The sequence below is a fragment of the Trichococcus pasteurii genome, from assembly GCF_900112935.1.
In the GTDB taxonomy this organism is placed as follows: Bacteria; Bacillota; Bacilli; order Lactobacillales; family Aerococcaceae; genus Trichococcus; species Trichococcus pasteurii.
Map to the genome: position 1 here is coordinate 397,446 of NZ_FONM01000002.1, position 15,748 is coordinate 413,193.

Annotated in this window: 13 protein-coding genes; all 13 read right to left on the reverse strand. The window is 47.8% G+C overall.

Annotated features, from left to right (window positions below; translation table 11 throughout):
- Window positions 1-61 precede the first annotated feature (61 nt).
- Complete coding sequence (gene mutL, locus BM184_RS04115; protein WP_086941580.1) at window positions 62-2,092, reverse strand: DNA mismatch repair endonuclease MutL; 2,031 nt, start codon at window positions 2,090-2,092, stop codon at window positions 62-64.
- Between the two features lie 5 nt (window positions 2,093-2,097).
- Window positions 2,098-4,692 (reverse strand): DNA mismatch repair protein MutS, encoded by a 2,595-nt coding sequence (mutS, locus tag BM184_RS04120; protein WP_086941581.1) that lies wholly within the window; start codon window positions 4,690-4,692, stop codon window positions 2,098-2,100.
- A 33-nt stretch (window positions 4,693-4,725) separates the two neighbouring features.
- Complete coding sequence (locus BM184_RS04125) at window positions 4,726-5,100, reverse strand: YlbF family regulator (protein WP_177208524.1); 375 nt, start codon at window positions 5,098-5,100, stop codon at window positions 4,726-4,728.
- A complete protein-coding gene (locus tag BM184_RS04130; RefSeq protein WP_086941583.1) occupies window positions 5,097-5,903 on the reverse strand; it encodes a TIGR00282 family metallophosphoesterase in 807 nt (268 codons plus the stop codon). The genes BM184_RS04125 and BM184_RS04130 overlap by 4 nt, the downstream gene beginning before the upstream one ends.
- A 142-nt stretch (window positions 5,904-6,045) precedes the next feature.
- Window positions 6,046-7,605, reverse strand: a complete 1,560-nt coding sequence (rny, locus tag BM184_RS04135; RefSeq protein ID WP_086941584.1) for a ribonuclease Y — start codon at window positions 7,603-7,605, stop codon at window positions 6,046-6,048.
- A 240-nt stretch (window positions 7,606-7,845) separates the two neighbouring features.
- On the reverse strand, window positions 7,846-8,916 hold the full coding sequence (recA, locus tag BM184_RS04140) for a recombinase RecA (protein ID WP_086941585.1): 1,071 nt from the start codon (window positions 8,914-8,916) through the stop codon (window positions 7,846-7,848).
- 103 nt (window positions 8,917-9,019) lie between these two features.
- Entirely contained in the window at window positions 9,020-10,276 is a 1,257-nt protein-coding gene (locus BM184_RS04145; RefSeq protein ID WP_086941586.1) for a competence/damage-inducible protein A, read from the reverse strand.
- 152 nt (window positions 10,277-10,428) lie between these two features.
- Entirely contained in the window at window positions 10,429-11,007 is a 579-nt protein-coding gene (pgsA, locus tag BM184_RS04150; protein ID WP_086941587.1) for a CDP-diacylglycerol--glycerol-3-phosphate 3-phosphatidyltransferase, read from the reverse strand.
- Between the two features lie 29 nt (window positions 11,008-11,036).
- Window positions 11,037-11,912 carry a helix-turn-helix domain-containing protein gene (locus BM184_RS04155; protein ID WP_086941588.1) on the reverse strand — a complete coding sequence of 292 codons (876 nt, stop codon included), beginning with the start codon at window positions 11,910-11,912 and terminating at the stop codon, window positions 11,037-11,039.
- An 86-nt stretch (window positions 11,913-11,998) separates the two neighbouring features.
- Complete coding sequence (gene ymfI / locus BM184_RS04160) at window positions 11,999-12,724, reverse strand: elongation factor P 5-aminopentanone reductase (RefSeq protein ID WP_086941589.1); 726 nt, start codon at window positions 12,722-12,724, stop codon at window positions 11,999-12,001.
- The gene (gene yfmH / locus BM184_RS04165; RefSeq protein ID WP_086941590.1) at window positions 12,721-14,022 is read right to left on the reverse strand and encodes an EF-P 5-aminopentanol modification-associated protein YfmH; all 1,302 of its coding nucleotides are present in this window, start codon (window positions 14,020-14,022) and stop codon (window positions 12,721-12,723) included. Before yfmH ends, ymfI begins: the two co-directional genes overlap by 4 nt.
- Window positions 14,015-15,283 carry an EF-P 5-aminopentanol modification-associated protein YfmF gene (yfmF, locus tag BM184_RS04170; RefSeq protein WP_086941591.1) on the reverse strand — a complete coding sequence of 423 codons (1,269 nt, stop codon included), beginning with the start codon at window positions 15,281-15,283 and terminating at the stop codon, window positions 14,015-14,017. Before yfmF ends, yfmH begins: the two co-directional genes overlap by 8 nt.
- 244 nt (window positions 15,284-15,527) lie before the next feature.
- The coding region (locus BM184_RS04175; protein WP_177208525.1) for a transposase at window positions 15,528-15,748 on the reverse strand (221 nt) is incomplete at its 5' end.

Sequence of the window (15,748 nt, forward strand, 5' to 3'; positions counted from 1 at the left end):
ATCTGTTATTTAACTAACCTGATTTTACAATAAATAAGCAGAAATAAGAAATGATAAGCTTTCAGTGCGGGTCCTGGATCCGCTTGAACATCTTCTCCATATCCTGGTTGGAGAACTGGATCAGCACCGGTCTGCCGTGCGGGCAATTGTAGGGGTTGTCCGTTTCGGCAAGATCGGCCAATAATTGGCGCGCTTCTTTGTCGCTGAGGAAATGATTCGCCTTGATCGAGCGTTTGCAGCTCATCATGATGGCCGTCGCTTCCCGAAGCTTTTTGATGGAGATATCGCCTTCAGCCAAAAACATTTCCACCAGTTCCTTCAGAATTTCTTCCTCTTCACCCGGCGTGAACCAGGCGGGATGCTTTTCGACAATGAAACTGTTTTGGCCGAACGGTTCCAGGAACAGGCCCATCGATTCCAGTACCTCTCGGTTTTCCTGGATCAACTGGAATTCATTCGCAGGATAATCCAGCATGATCGGTATCAACAAACCTTGGAGATCGGTGGAAACCTTGCCGATTTCTTCACGATAATATTCATATTTGATGCGTTCCTGGGCAGCGTGCTGATCGATGATGTAGAGTCCATTTTCGTTTTGCGCGAACAGGTAAGTCCCGTGCATCTGGCCGAAAAAGTGCAAATCCGGGAAAGGCCGCTTGCTCGCTGGTCCCTTCTCTGTTTCCGCTTCGACTTTCTGGACTGTCTTCATGATCGGCTCTTCATGGGCATCCGGATTTTTGGGTTCCCCGGATAGGTAAGGCGCGCTTGGCTCATTGTGGTCCTGTTTTGGCTGGTCACTGAAAGGAACAACGTAAACTTCTTGATCTTCACTTGGAAGGGATAGGTCTTCACGAGGTTCGGTCCCTGCGGAATCTTTAAAGGGCTCTATGTGTTCGTCGTTTTCATCATGAACCGGCCCGTTGTCCCAAGATGTTTCCAAAGAGCGGAAATCCATATTTTCGCTTGTTGCCGGCAGCTTCGTTTCCGTTTCTTGCAGAAGCTCTCGGTCGACTGACCGGAAAGAGACGCTCAATTGCTCGGTCCGGACCGGTTCAGCTGGACTCGGGCGTTTGAATTTCAGATTTTCGATGCCGCTCGGGATGCGTTCTTCGGTCCTCAAAACAGCAGCGACCGCACTCTGGATCAATTCCCCGAGCTCTTTTTCTTTGCTGATCCTGACTTCTTTTTTCGAAGGGTGGACATTCACATCCAAAAGCAGGGAGTCCGCCTCGATCACGATGACGGCGAGCGGATACCTTCCGACCATCAGCTTGGATCCGTAGCCGTCGATGATTGCTTTGTTCAAGGCGTAATTTTTTATGAAGCGTCCGTTCAGTATCAAGGTGATGTAGTTGCGGCTTGCCCGTGTCGTGTCAGGCAAACTGATATAACCCTTCACTTTGAAGTCCAAATTTTCGTTCTCGATCAGTTTCATCTTCTTGGCAGTCAAGGTGCCGTAGACGCCCGCGATGGTCTGACGCAGATCGCCATTGCCTGCTGTGTGCAGAAGTTGGTTCCCTTCGTGGAGCAAACGGAAAGCGATCTCCGGATGGCTCAAGGCAATCCGGTTCATGATGTCTGTGATGTTCGACAATTCGGTCTGCAGGGAACGGATGTATTTCAGACGGGCTGGCGTGTTGTAGAAAAGGTCTTCAACGATGATCGTAGTCCCTTTACGGGATTTGTTCGGCTTTTCCTCCCCAATGACGCCGCCCTTTATGGACAAGTAGGTGCCGCTTTGATCAGCGACAGCCGTTTCGATCGAAACTTTGGCGACAGAAGCGATACTGGGCAAAGCCTCACCCCGAAACCCCAGCGAGTGGATGCGGAAAAGATCATCCTGCGTATAGATTTTGCTGGTCGCGTGCCGCGTAAAGGCAAGTTTCACCTCATCCGCCGCTATGCCGTCGCCGTTGTCGGTGACCTGCACTTTCTTTAATCCAGCCTCTTCAATATAGACGTCAATCTGCGTACTGTTCGCATCGATTGCGTTCTCAACCAATTCCTTAACGACTGATGCCGGACGTTCGATCACTTCTCCGGCAGCAATCTGGTTCGTCAATATTTGGGAAAGTTCCCTGATTTTGGCCATCGTTCTCACCTACTTTTTTGCGATTTCAGCAACTTTTTCCAACCGTCTATCATCAGCATGGCTTGCATCGGTGTGCAATCCTCCAGCGCCAGGTCCGACAACTCGTCCAGGATGTGCTTCTCGTTCGGCTGCATCGCGTTTTCCTGGAAAAGTGCCAACTGTTCGACTGTGTCATCCGGAACAGGTATGCCCGTTCCCGCATGCAGCACATGCTGCTCATTCAATGAATTGAGGATGACCTGCGCCTCGGCTATCAGTTCATGCGGCATTCCGGCCAATTTGGCCACATGCAGGCCATAGCTTTTGTCTGCTGGTCCTTGCATCAGTTTATGCAGGAACACCAATTCTCCGTCTTTTTCGATTGCCCCTACATGGACGTTTTTTGTCCCCGCCAAATCGGCTTCGAGTTGCGTCAATTCATGGTAATGCGTCGAAAACAGCGTCTTGCCTTTGATGGTGCGATCGATGTAACGCAGGATCGCTTCGGCCAAGGCCATGCCGTCATACGTTGCCGTACCCCTACCGATTTCGTCGAATAAGATCAGACTCTTATCGGTGGCGAATCGCAGCGCTTGGTTCGTTTCGACCATTTCGACCATGAACGTGCTCTGTCCGGAATAGAGGTCATCCGCTGCGCCTATCCGGGTAAAGATTTGGTCAAAGATAGGCAAATGGGCTTTTTCCGCCGGCACAAAACAACCCATCTGGGCCAGGATGACAATCAGCGCAACCTGACGCATGTAGGTGCTCTTGCCCGACATATTCGGCCCGGTAATAAGCAGAATATGGTTGTCCTCATTCATGGAAATACTGTTGGGCACAAATTTATCTTTTCCGATGACACGTTCCACGACCGGATGCCGTCCATCTTTGATGGACAGATTCCGGTCGCTGTTGCTCAATTCCGGCTTGGAGAAATGATAGGCTTCGCTGACGTGGGCGAACGACTGCAGGACATCGATCTCCGCCACCAGTTTGGCCAGCGCCTGCAATTGTCGGCTGTATCCTTTTATCTCTTCGCGCAAGGCGACGAACAGTTCATGCTCCAATTCGACAGACTTTTCCTCCGCCTCCAAAATAAGCGTCTCTTTCTCCTTCAACGCAGGCGTGACGAAACGTTCCGCATTGGCAAGCGTCTGTTTGCGCTCGTACGTGCCTTCAGGCAGCGCGGCAAGGTTCGCCTTCGTCACTTCTATGTAATAGCCAAAAATGCGGTTGTAGCCGATTTTCAGCGTTTTGATGCCGGTTTTTTCTCTTTCCTCTTTTTGCAGCATCGCTATCCACAGTTTTCCGTTGTTCATCGCATCACGGTAGCGATCCAATTGCTCGTCGTAACCGTCGCGGATAATGTTGCCTTCCGTGATCTGGATCGGCGGATTATCCGTGATCGCCCGCTCGATCAGCTCGATGACTTCGGGGTAGGCTTCCAATTTGTCAATGACAGCCTGCCAAACATCCGGTTCGTCGATTGCAGCGATGGCTTGGACCAATCCCGGAATCTGCTGCAAAGATGTTTTAAGCTGGATCAGGTCGCGGCCGTTGACGTTGCCGAGCGATACTCTGGCGACCAAACGTTCCAGGTCATACACCGATGTCAAGGAATCATTGATGTCCATCCGCTCAAAGTAGTGATTGACCAACGACTCCACTTTCCGTTGCCTTTCGAGTATGTCGCTCAGATTGATCAGCGGTTTTTCAAGCCATTGTTTCAGCATCCGCCCGCCCATAGCTGTCTTGGTTTCATCCAGCGTCCACAACAGGCTGCCTTTCTTCTGCTGCGTCCGGATCGATACGGCCAACTCAAGGTTTCGCCGCGCATAAGTGTCCATCTTCAGGAAAGCGTCCGTTTGATAGGCGACGGCTTTCTGAAGATGGGACAGGCTGCGCTTTTGGGTATCCGAAAGATAGCTCAGCAACAGGACAAGCACATCCTTTTCAGACTGTTGCGGCAACTCCGCAACCAGATCCTGGAAGTCCGTTTCCGGAATCAACTTTGCTTGAATGGAAACCAGGATGCCAAAGTGTTTTTCCAACTTTTCCGTCAGGCCTTCAGCCGTTTTTTCGTCCAGGACGATTTCTTTGAACGGCAACGTCTGGAGCTCGTTGAATACGGCATCCTCGTTGGTCAGCAGGGTGACTTTCAGTTCCCCCGTTCCGATATCGGCATATCCCAGCGCATAGCCGCCCGCTTCGTTCCGGACGACACTGGCCAAGTAATTGTTTGTCTTGCTCTCGCTTCCGTTCTCATTCAAAAACGTACCGGGTGTAATGACCCGCACGACTTCCCGGCGCACCATGCCTTTTGTCAGCTTGGCGTCTTCCATCTGTTCGCAAACGGCAACCTTGTGCCCCATTTCCACGAGTCTCTGGATGTATTCCGCTGCAGCATGAAAAGGGACCCCGCACATCGGAATCGGTTCATCGGCATTTTTGTTGCGGCTCGTCAGCGTAATTTCCAGTAATTTTGCAGCCTTCATGGCATCATCATGGAACAATTCGTAGAAATCGCCCAAGCGGTAGAACAAAAACGCATCCGGATACTGCTCTTTTATGGATAAGTATTGCTCCATCATGGGTGTGTTTTTAGTCTTTTGTGGCATTCTTTCACCTCTATCAATATATCTCTTCAGTCCTCACGGTTCATCTTTTTCGATGGCGTCATCAACGCCGCGTTGGATGATGCCGATGACATTCTCCAACAGTTCATTGGCATCCCATAAAGCTTCCCGGTATTGCTGAACCGCTATGCTGTCCTTCAATTGCTTATTCAGCTCCGCTAATTCAGCAGCTGTTTTTCCCGCCGCTGCCGGCTTAGCATAGTGTTCAAAAGCCGCGGCTTCTTTTTGTTTGCTTTTGATGGCTTCGACCAATTGTTCCAGCGCCCGGTTCTCTTTTATGCTTTCTTCGGCCTCTTGGTAACGGACGATCACTTCATTTTTTTTCAGTATTTCGATCAGTCGATGCAATTCTGCTTCTGCCGGGCCTTCGATAGGCAGTTCTTGGGTCAATAGAATTCCCCTCCAAATGGGCGATCTTCATTGATCACGATGTTCTCGATTTTTACGCATTTGCCGGTCTGGTCATTGATTTCCATATAGCAGCCGGAGAGCAATTTCCTGCCTTTTTCGGGCACTTCATGGCGAATCGGCAATTGCGTCAGAAATTTCTGGATGATGATTTCTTTTTCGACGCCTAAAATGCTGTCATAAGCCCCAGTCATTCCGGCGTCCGTCAGATAGCCTGTCCCACCAGGCAAGATACGGGCATCATTTGTCTGCACATGCGTATGCGTACCGACCACCGCAGACACGCGCCCGTCCAAATACCAACCCATTGCTTGTTTTTCGCTGGTCGTTTCAGCGTGAAAATCGACAAAGATGCAATTCGTTTCTTTGCGAACCTGCTCCAGGATTTCATCCGCTTTGCGGAAAGGGTCATCCAGACTGTTCATGAAGACGCGTCCGTGCAGATTCACCACAGCCAATTTCAGTTGGTTCACTTTTATGATCGTCCAGCCGATGCCGGGCGTCCCTTCCGGAAAATTAGCCGGACGGATCATCTTGTTGGCCGTTCCGATGAATTCGAATATGTCACGGTTATCCCAAGTGTGGTTCCCCATGGTGATGACATCGACACCTGTCTGCAAAAATTCTTTGTAAATTTTTTCCGTTATGCCTCTGCCGCCTGCTGCGTTCTCCCCGTTTACGATGGTCACTTGCGGACGGTAATGTTTCTTCAGTTGCGGGAGTGTATCCTGCAGCATCTGTCTGCCGATTGAACCTACGACATCCCCAATAAATAATACTTTCATCTTCAGCCTCTTCTCTAAACTCTAGTCTTTTTATAGTAACATATTTTGTCTGTTTCGATAAGCCGTTGCACCCTTGCCCAGCAAACCGGAGATCCATGAAAAGCAAAAAACGGGACAAAAAGCTGTCCCGTTTGGTTTTTCATTATTTGGCATATTCAATTACTCTTGTTTCGCGTATAACCGTAACCTTGATGTGTCCCGGATAATCTAGTTCTTCTTCGATTTTCTTTCTAATCTCACGAGCTACACGTATAGCTTGAGAATCGTCAAGTTGGTCTGGCTTGACCATCACGCGGATCTCTCTACCTGCCTGGATAGCAAAACTGCTTGCCACACCTTCGAAACTGTTTGCAATTCCTTCCAGTTTCTCCAAACGGCGAATGTAGTTTTCAAGAGATTCGCTTCTTGCGCCCGGACGAGCAGCAGATAATGCGTCAGCAGATGCGACCAATACTGATATGATTGAGTTTGCTTCAACATCGCCATGATGTGAGGCAATTGCATTGATGACAACCGGATTTTCTTTGTATTTCTGAGCGATTTCTGCGCCGATTTCAACGTGTGAACCCTCTATTTCATGATCGAGAGCTTTTCCGATGTCATGCAATAAACCTGCACGTTTGGCCAGATTGATGTCTTCGCCTAGTTCTCCAGCCATTACACCGCAAAGTTTTGCGACTTCGATGCTGTGATTCAGGACATTTTGTCCATAACTAGTGCGGAAATGCAGACGACCCAAAATTTTAATCAGATCAGGATGCAAAGAATGGATGCCAACTTCAAAAGTTGCTTGTTCGCCGATTTCTCTTATGCGTTCATCCATATCCTTACGGGCTTTCTCAACTGCTTCCTCAATTCTCGCAGGATGGATACGTCCATCTTGAATTAATTTCTCCAAAGCCATTTTCGCAATTTCTCTTCGGATAGGGTCAAATCCGCTTAATACGACCGCTTCGGGCGTATCATCGATGATCAGGTCAATACCTGTCAAGGTCTCCAAAGTCCGAATGTTTCTTCCTTCGCGGCCAATGATCCGGCCCTTCATGTCATCGTTAGGCAATGTAACAACTGAAACCGTTGCTTCCGAAACCAAATCGGCTGCACTTCTTTGAATCGCCTGCAGGATAATGTTTTTCGCATTACGATCTGCTTCATCTTTCGCTTTTTGGTCGGATTCTCTGATCATGACCGCAATTTCGTGCGACAATTGATTTTCCGTTTCATCCATGATGATGTGTCTTGCTTCTTCACGGGACAAGGTAGCGATTCTTTCCAGTTCATGTTGTTGCTCTTCCACCAATGCTTGAATGCGATTTTCCTCAGAAACTAAAGCGTTTTGTCTTTTGACAAGATTATCCTCTTTTGACTCGATAGATTGCTCACGCTTAGATAGGCTGGCATCTTTTCTATCCAAATTTTCTTCTCTTTGGATCAATCGATTTTCTTGTTTTTGAACCTCACCGCGTCTTTCACGCAATTCATCTTCTATTTCAGAGCGGTATTTGTGGTTCTCATCCTTCGCCTCTAACATAGCTTCTTTTTTCGTTGTTTCTGCTTCTTTACGAGCATCTTCAAGAATTTGGGAAGCGGTATTTTTGGCACCAGCTATTTCTTTTTCGTGATTCGATTTTCGATATAAATATCCGACAACGACACCAACAATTAAAGCTATGATAGCGAAGGCTAAAGTCCATATATCCATAGTTTCACCTCCGTATCTATTTAATTTTGTTGTCAAAAAAAATGAATAAAAATTAGTTTTACAATGTGCAGAATGAAGCGATGCACATAAATTCATTCTAAACGTAGAATACTGACATGTCAACGATAAAACGGTAACATAACCAAAATACATGTTTTTCTGTTCCGATGTTGCCCTTTTTCCGGCTGAAAAAAAGAAAGAGGCCCGGATTTTGGTCCCGGCCTCTTTGGAAAACATTTTTTACTCGTCCAACAGATCAATCGATTCGATCAGTTCATCTTTTTCTTCTGCAATTGTCTCTACAGCTTTTTTATCACCTATGCCGTATTCATCCCGGACAAGTTTCTCGATTTCAGCTCGCATTTCTGGATGCTCAAGCAGGAATTTTTTGGCATTTTCGCGGCCCTGGCCGATGCGTTCCCCTTTGTAGGCATACCAAGCGCCACTCTTGTTGACGATATCTTTCTCTGAAGCCATATCGATGATTTCGCCGACTTGGGAAATGCCTTCCCCATACATGATGTCCACTTCAGCTGTCCTGAATGGCGGCGCAACTTTATTTTTGACTACCTTGATTTTTGTGCGGTTACCCATGATTTCCGTTCCGCTCTTGATCTGTTCCGCTCTTCTGACTTCCAGACGGATAGTAGCGTAAAATTTAAGCGCTCTTCCTCCTGGCGTCGTTTCCGGATTGCCGAACATGATGCCGATCTTCTCCCGGACCTGATTGATGAAGATGGCGATCGTTTTTGTTTTATTGATCGATCCGGACAGTTTCCGTAAAGCTTGGGACATCAAACGCGCTTGCAAACCCATATGGGAGTCTCCCATTTCGCCTTCAATTTCAGCACGCGGAACCAATGCGGCAACCGAGTCGATGACAACGATATCGACAGCGCCCGATGAGACCAAAGCATCAGCGATTTCCAGCCCTTGCTCGCCTGTGTCCGGTTGGGAAAGCAGCAATTCATCGATATCCACACCCAAAGCTGCAGCGTATTTCGGATCCAAAGCATGCTCAGCATCGATAAACGCAGCAACTCCACCCTTTTTTTGTACTTCTGCAATTGCATGGAGCGCAACGGTTGTCTTACCTGAGGATTCAGGACCGTACACTTCGATGATGCGGCCTCTCGGATAACCGCCTACACCCAACGCAACATCCAGCGCCAATGAACCACTTGGTACGGTGGATATCTTAGTGTCCACTTTTTCGCCAAGCTTCATGACGGAACCTTTACCGAAGTTTCTTTCTATCTTTTTCAGAGCCTCATCCAAGGCTTTTTGTCTATTTTCATTTAAATTAGCCATCTATTGTTTCCTCCAAGCTTTCATTTACATGCATTAACACCACAACGTAATACTATCCTTTTCCGGGCAAAAAAGCAAGAATAAAGTGAACAGATGTTCGTTTTTATTCCGTAAACCCAGATTCCAACAAATTCCGCCGGATCATATCAAATCCCTGCATGACTGACTGTTCCCTGTTTCCGAGGCGATCGCGGGAAAATCGGAAGCCTTGGACTGCAGTCGGCCCATTTTTTTGGCTTAAGGCAATCCATACCGTTCCGGCTGGCTTGTCTTCCAATCGATCAGGCCCGGCAACGCCCGTGAAAGAAATGGCCAACTGCGTGTCAAACAGTTCGCGCGCACGTTCCGCCATCGCAACCGCGCACTCCGGACTGACCATTCCGTATGTCTCCAGGATGTGCGCCGGAACGCCAAGAGCCCGTTGTTTAGCGCCTTCTTGGTAAGATACGATGCCTCCCGCGAAGACCTCGCTTATGCCTGGAACCTTGACAAGCTCCGCTTGAAAAAGCCCTCCGGTTAAACTTTCGGCTGCGCTGATCGATTTTTTTTCCTCCAGCAATTTCTTTCCTACCACTTCGGATAGGCTGGATTCATCTCCGTCGCCATAATGATATTCCCCGACAATCGCCAATATTTCCGCTTTTTTTTCATCCAACAACTTTTCGCAGATTGCCTCTGTTGCAGCGTTTGCGGTTAGCCTCAAAGTCACTTCGTATTTCCCGGCATATGGGGCTATCGTCGGATTGGTCTGATTGCGGATCATTTCATCCAACATCGTTGTCAAGGCGGATTCCCCGATTCCAAAAAAACGGAGCGTCTTCGATGAGATGACTTGCTGATCTTCATATTTGCCGGAAAGGAACGGCTTCACAAATTGCCGGAACATCTGCTCAAGTTCTCTTGGCGGGCCCGGCAGCAGCAGATAGCCTTTCCCGTCTTTTTCGGTATAGGTGCCGAGCGCTTGTCCGATCGGGTTCGGGAAGACAATACCGCTCCTGAACACTAAAGCTTGAAGCTCATTGTTTTTCGTCATGTTCCTTCCTGAACGTTCAAACCATTGCCGGATATGCGTCAATCCAGCTTCATCCATTACAAGCTCTTCCCCCAGGTGATCCGCCACAGTCTGTTTGGTCAAGTCGTCCTGGGTGGGACCGAGCCCTCCTGTAAAAATCAGCAAGTCGCTCCGTGATTCAGCTATTTTGATCACTTCTTTAATTTTTCCCGGATTATCGCCGACAACCGTCTGAAAATAGGAGTCTATGCCCAAACCGGTCAGTTCCTTGGCGATGAATGCCGCATCCGAATTCACTATTTGCCCCATCAACAATTCCGTTCCGACTGAAATGATTTCTGCATTCATATTTGATCCCTCACATCCATAGTATTCGCTCAAATAAAACAAAAAATTCAATTGCGTAAAAAAGATAAAGAAAAAGAAGGGCACAAAAGAATCGCGTTTCCTTTTGTTCGGATTGCAACCTGATGCAACCCAGCCCTTCTTATTTATAAAAACTACATGGATCCGACAAAAACATGCTTATTCTTGACGAAATAATCCACCCCTGAATAGATGGTGAAAACTAAGCAAAGATACAACATGATATCCGCAACCGGGATGCCGGTTGCCTGAAAAGGAAAATTGTCCAAGAACAATAAAATGATGGCTACCATTTGCGTCGCCGTTTTGATTTTCCCCGGCCATGCCGCTGCCATGACTTCGCCTTCCTTCACAAGCAAGAGGCGCAAGCCTGTAACCGCCAATTCCCGACTGATGATGATGCTGACGACCCATGAAGGAGCCAGTCCTTGGCCGACAAGCACGATCAAGGCAGTGGCGACAAGCATCTTGTCCGCCAACGGATCAGCAAATTTCCCGAAGTTGGTGACCAAGCCATCCCTTCTGGCGATATAACCATCCAACCAATCCGTAAAACTGGCTATGGCAAAGATGACGGCTCCAACCAATTGATTTACGGCAATCTGTGATTGGGCAACCGCAAGCGTACCCCAATCGAAAGGAAACAAGGTGATGATCATGAACAACGGAATCATCAAAATCCGCAACACTGTCAATTTATTAGGTAAATTCAACTTCTGCAACTCCTTTAATGTACCCTGAATTATTCCACACCTTTGACGGTAAAGGATAAGGTTTGGGTCTGAATCTCTTGATAATCGGCTGGCATTGCGACAACTGCGCCATCCAGTTCGATGATCGTTGCCGGCATCACGCCGACTATCACTTCTATCTCGCTTGTGTTCAATGGCAGAGCGACAGTCAGCGGATTGGCACTGCTTATGGTCCCTGAAGGCTCTTGCACAATCCCGTTTACGCTTACGCTGATCCAGGAACTGCCTCCTGCCACCGCGGAGATTTTCAACTCTGATGGCAACGACAAACTGGTGACGTCATATTCCGCATACCCATCGGCGGACGAGACCAGGGTCACCTGCGCTGTTTGTTCTGCGACAACGGCACTTTCTGTCTGCTCTGTGCCGCTTGAAACCGTTTCTTGCGATACCACAGTTGTCTGGCTGATGTTGGAAGCCACTTCGATCTGAACCTGGTCATTATCATCATTCAAAGTAGCCTTCCAGACCACAAGAACGATGGCGACTACCGCCACAGCCAACAAAAAAGTCGGCAACTGGCTCTGGACGGAGCCTCCATAATTAAAATTCGTCTTTTTTGAGGCTCGTTTAGTCTCGGAGCGACTGGGAGAAAATGAGCCGGAATCCTCCACTTGGCTGCTCCCATGTATTTCCGGAATCACACTTGCATGGTCCCCCAATAAGCGGTCGCCATCCAAGCCCACAGTATCTGCATATTGCTTGATGAAGGCGCGCACATAGAAATTGCCCGGCATAATCTCATAATCGCCTTCTTCTATCGCAATCAAATACCGCTTCTGTATTTTAGTCATTTGCTGTAGATCATCCAATGTGTACCCCTTGGAAAGTCTAGCATTTTTTAGGATTTCCCCAATTTGAACCATTTCTTCACCTGCCTTCACTTGCAAATCCCGAAGTTACCATGGATATTATACCATAAAATCCCTCCACCAGGAGTTCCAATCCTGTTTTACCTGAGCCATCCACCGGATACATAAATGGCCTGTCCGGTCATGTAGCGACTGTCTTCCTTCAGCAGTTGGGATACCCAGAAACTGATTTCATCCGGTCTTCCCATTCTCCCCAGAGGGATTTCCTCAAGAAGAGCCTCTTTTTCAGCGTTTTCCAGATGAGCGTTCATTTGCGTATCGATCGCTCCCGGGCAGATGGCATTGACTGTTACTCCCATTGAGGCGACTTCCTTGCTGTAGGCTTTGACGAAGGCGATCTGCGCCCCTTTGACGGTACTGTACAGCACTTCGAGCCCGCTGCCGACTTCTCCGTAGATGGAGCTGATGAAGACGATGCGGCCGTTGCGGGAGCGGGCGATTTTCCCCTGCAGCGCTTGGATGATCAGGATAGGCATTTTGACGTGCATTTCCCACAAGACATCCATCTGCAGGGACGTCATATCCTGAAGCAAACCATATTCGGTCCGGCCGTGCGCAAAGACGATCGCTTGGAGCGAAAATATTTGGTCAGCAAGCGTTGATACGCCAGCTTCATCGCTCAGATCCAGGCAGATTGGATAAAATTCCTGTTCGGGATAAGCCGATTGCAGTTCCGACAGCAACAGATTGATCTTTTCTCGATTGGAATGATAATGCAGGTACAAAGACCAGCCTGAACCTGCGAGGTCCCTTGCGATGGAGGTTCCGATGTCACCGGAGGCTCCCGTCACCAAAGCAGCTTTCATTGCTGCATTGCTCCCTTCTGGACGATCACGTAAGTGCTCATGCTTTGTTCTTTGAGATACCCCTGGGCGAATCTGCGGATGTCCTCCAGACTGGTCTCTTCGATCAGCGGAACAACTTCAAAAAGTTCGGCTCCAGAAAACAGCAATGTGCTGTAATGATTTGCGATGTATTCCAAAGAGTTGAAAGCCTGCAGTTGTTCTCCGATCATACTCTTCTTCAGCAAATCAAACTTCTCATTCGTCAGATTAGCATCCGTTTCCCAATCCAAAAGAATCCGCTTCAGCTTTTCTTCCAGCAGTTTCGGTTCTTCCGTGTCGGATTCGACCGCCATAAAGTGGAAGGAACGATCCAAATTGAAGGAGTAGCCAAAGCTGTCATCGATCAAACCGTTGTCGTAGAGCTCAATGAAATGCGTGGAGCTCCGGCCGAAAAGCAATTCCAGCAACAGCGATCCGTAGATTTTGTATTTTTCGGCTTGGTTTCCGGTCACATCTGTATCCAAACCTTTCACTCCCAACATCACTTTCGGGCGCTGCACATCCATTTCGATTTCTTTGTATGGAATGATGTCCTGGATCGAGGCTGGCGGCAAAGTGCGCCGGATCGGTTTGGCGGGAAGAAATGTCTTGCCCGCTTGGTTTTGCTTGATGGTTTCCATCATTTCTTCGGGAACGAAATTACCGATCATCAAAATATTCATATTGGACGGATGGTAGAACGTGTCATAACAGATTTGGAGCAATTCCGGCGAGATTGCTTGGATGCTGTCGACCGTTCCGGCTATATCTACGGAAAGGGGATGTTCGGGATAGAGGTTACGGAGCAGACCGTAAAAAAGTTGCCATCCCGGATTATCTTCATACATGCGGATTTCTTGGGCAATGATCCCTTTTTCCTTTTCAGTGCCTTCTGCCGTGAAATGCGGGTCTTGCACGAAATCAAGCAGGCTGTTCGTATTTTCCGCGATATTATCCGTAGCTGAAAAAAGATAGCTTGTCCGCGTGAAGGAAGTGAATGCATTCGCTGAAGCGCCATACTTCGCGAAGTCTTCAAAAGCATCATGGTCTTCGCCTTCGAACAGTTTATGTTCAAGGAAATGTGCGATGCCGTCCGGAATTTTGATTTCCTTGTCTCCGTTTATCGGCACAAACTGGTTATCGATCGATCCGAAATCGGTGGTGAAGATGCCGTAAGTTTTTGAATACTTATCCTTCGGGATCAGAACCACCCGCAATCCATTTTCCAAAACTTCCGTATAGACGGTTTCATTAAGAGCCTCATAGTGTACTTTATTCATCTGTAGCCTCGCCTTTCAAGAAAAATATCGCTTGCAAAGTCATTTTATCCGCAACAGCAACGATCTGTTCCTTCGCCACCGCATTCAAGCCGGCGATCCATTGCTCCTGCGAAAGAGGTTTTTCTATGATGAGGATATCCTGGTACTGTTTCGCCAAGCTTCTGCCCTGATAATCATCATTTTGTTTGTAATGGTTGATCAGCATACTTTTCGTTTGAGCGATCAACGCATCCGAGAAATCTCCCGCCTGCATGTCCTTCAGTTGTGCCAGAACAATTTTCTCGACCTGCTCCCGTTTATCGAACTCGATGCCGGTGCCGACAGTCATGACCCCGCGCAGAAAATCCAATCCGCTTGAGGCTGTGTAAGCCAGACTCTCTTTTTCACGGACATTCTGGAACAGTTTTGAATGCGGGAATCCCCCAAACAAGCCATCAAAGACCAATCCGGCAAAATAATGATCATTCATGTAATAAACGGGTGAAGAGAAGCCGAAAAACAGCTTGCCTTGATTGATGTCCTGGGATTCACTCGAAGCAACGGGTTCCGTGTTCTTTTCGCGGAAATAGAATACCTCTTTTTCGATCTCTTTTCTGTCAGAAAGCTTCTGGCCAGCCAGTATTTTCAATATCCGTTCCGGCTCTACATCGCCCGAAACAAGAATATCCAGTTGATTCGATCCGATCATCTCTTCGTAGCATTCAAACAGGCTGCCCGCAGTGATATCCTCAAGGAACCCGGCATCACCGATGCCTTGATACGCTTGATCCGTCCCCTCGAACAGCACTTGGTTCAAGCGCATACGCGCATAAGCTGATTTGTCTTCGATCAGAGACTCGAAATAATTATTCAGATTTTCCTTTTCCCTCAGAAAAGTCTTCTCATGGAACTTGCCGTCCTGGGCGTTGGGCCTGAAGATGATTTCTTCCAAAAAAGCGAACGCCTCTTCCAAAAGTGTATCGTCGCCACCGATGAATTTATCATTGACGACGGACAGGCTCATCGTCACCACGTGCTGTTTTCCGAAGCGTTGGGATTGCGTATGCAGCGTCGCACCGTAAAGGCTGGCCATTTTCAAATCCATCTCGTTTTGGCTAGGGTACAGCTTGCTGTTCGTTTCCAGCATGTTCTTCACTAAAGAACGTTCCGTTGCAGTTTTGCCGCCGAAACTCGTCCTGAACTTGTACTGGATCAATACGGTTTTGTATTTGTCGGAAGGCTCGATATAGGCCGTAACGCCTTGCTTTAATTTATATTCCATCCATTTCACGTCCTGTAAGCTATTTTATTTGTCGATAGGGAAAACTATACTCTAATTCAGGCTTTTTTTCAATTAAGCCATTCTTGGACATTTCCCTTCCATGGCCAGTGCAATCAAAACCACCCGTGTGAACGGGTGGTTTGCTCTACGGCTGAAAGCCTTTGTTACTAACCAACCCCTAAAGGGGCTCTGAATGGTTCGCCAATTGTACTACTGTCACGGGCTAGACCTAAAGGTCTGGCTCTTATTTTTTCTTTTTACTCTTACGAACTTCTTCGCCTGTAAATGGATCCGTGTACTCTAATAGGCTTAATTGTTCTGCCACTATATCATCTTGAATTTGGTTGCGTATATATTCTTGAATGACCTTCTTGTTTCTCCCCACCGTATCGACATAATATCCTGTGCACCAGAATTTGCGATTTCCATATCGATATTTTAGATTGGAGTGCCTATCAAATATCA

What these genes read in the sequence shown, in the direction of transcription:
- rny (WP_086941584.1), bottom strand. Translation starts at nt 7,605, where the DNA reads ATGGATATATGGACTTTAGCCTTCGCTATCATAGCTTTAATTGTTGGT.
- BM184_RS04155 (WP_086941588.1), bottom strand. Translation starts at nt 11,912, where the DNA reads ATGGTTCAAATTGGGGAAATCCTAAAAAATGCTAGACTTTCCAAGGGG.
- mutS (WP_086941581.1), bottom strand. Translation starts at nt 4,692, where the DNA reads ATGCCACAAAAGACTAAAAACACACCCATGATGGAGCAATACTTATCC.
- recA (WP_086941585.1), bottom strand. Translation starts at nt 8,916, where the DNA reads ATGGCTAATTTAAATGAAAATAGACAAAAAGCCTTGGATGAGGCTCTG.
- yfmH (WP_086941590.1), bottom strand. Translation starts at nt 14,022, where the DNA reads ATGAATAAAGTACACTATGAGGCTCTTAATGAAACCGTCTATACGGAA.
- mutL (WP_086941580.1), bottom strand. Translation starts at nt 2,092, where the DNA reads ATGGCCAAAATCAGGGAACTTTCCCAAATATTGACGAACCAGATTGCT.
- BM184_RS04130 (WP_086941583.1), bottom strand. Translation starts at nt 5,903, where the DNA reads ATGAAAGTATTATTTATTGGGGATGTCGTAGGTTCAATCGGCAGACAG.
- BM184_RS04145 (WP_086941586.1), bottom strand. Translation starts at nt 10,276, where the DNA reads ATGAATGCAGAAATCATTTCAGTCGGAACGGAATTGTTGATGGGGCAA.
- ymfI (WP_086941589.1), bottom strand. Translation starts at nt 12,724, where the DNA reads ATGAAAGCTGCTTTGGTGACGGGAGCCTCCGGTGACATCGGAACCTCC.
- yfmF (WP_086941591.1), bottom strand. Translation starts at nt 15,283, where the DNA reads ATGGAATATAAATTAAAGCAAGGCGTTACGGCCTATATCGAGCCTTCC.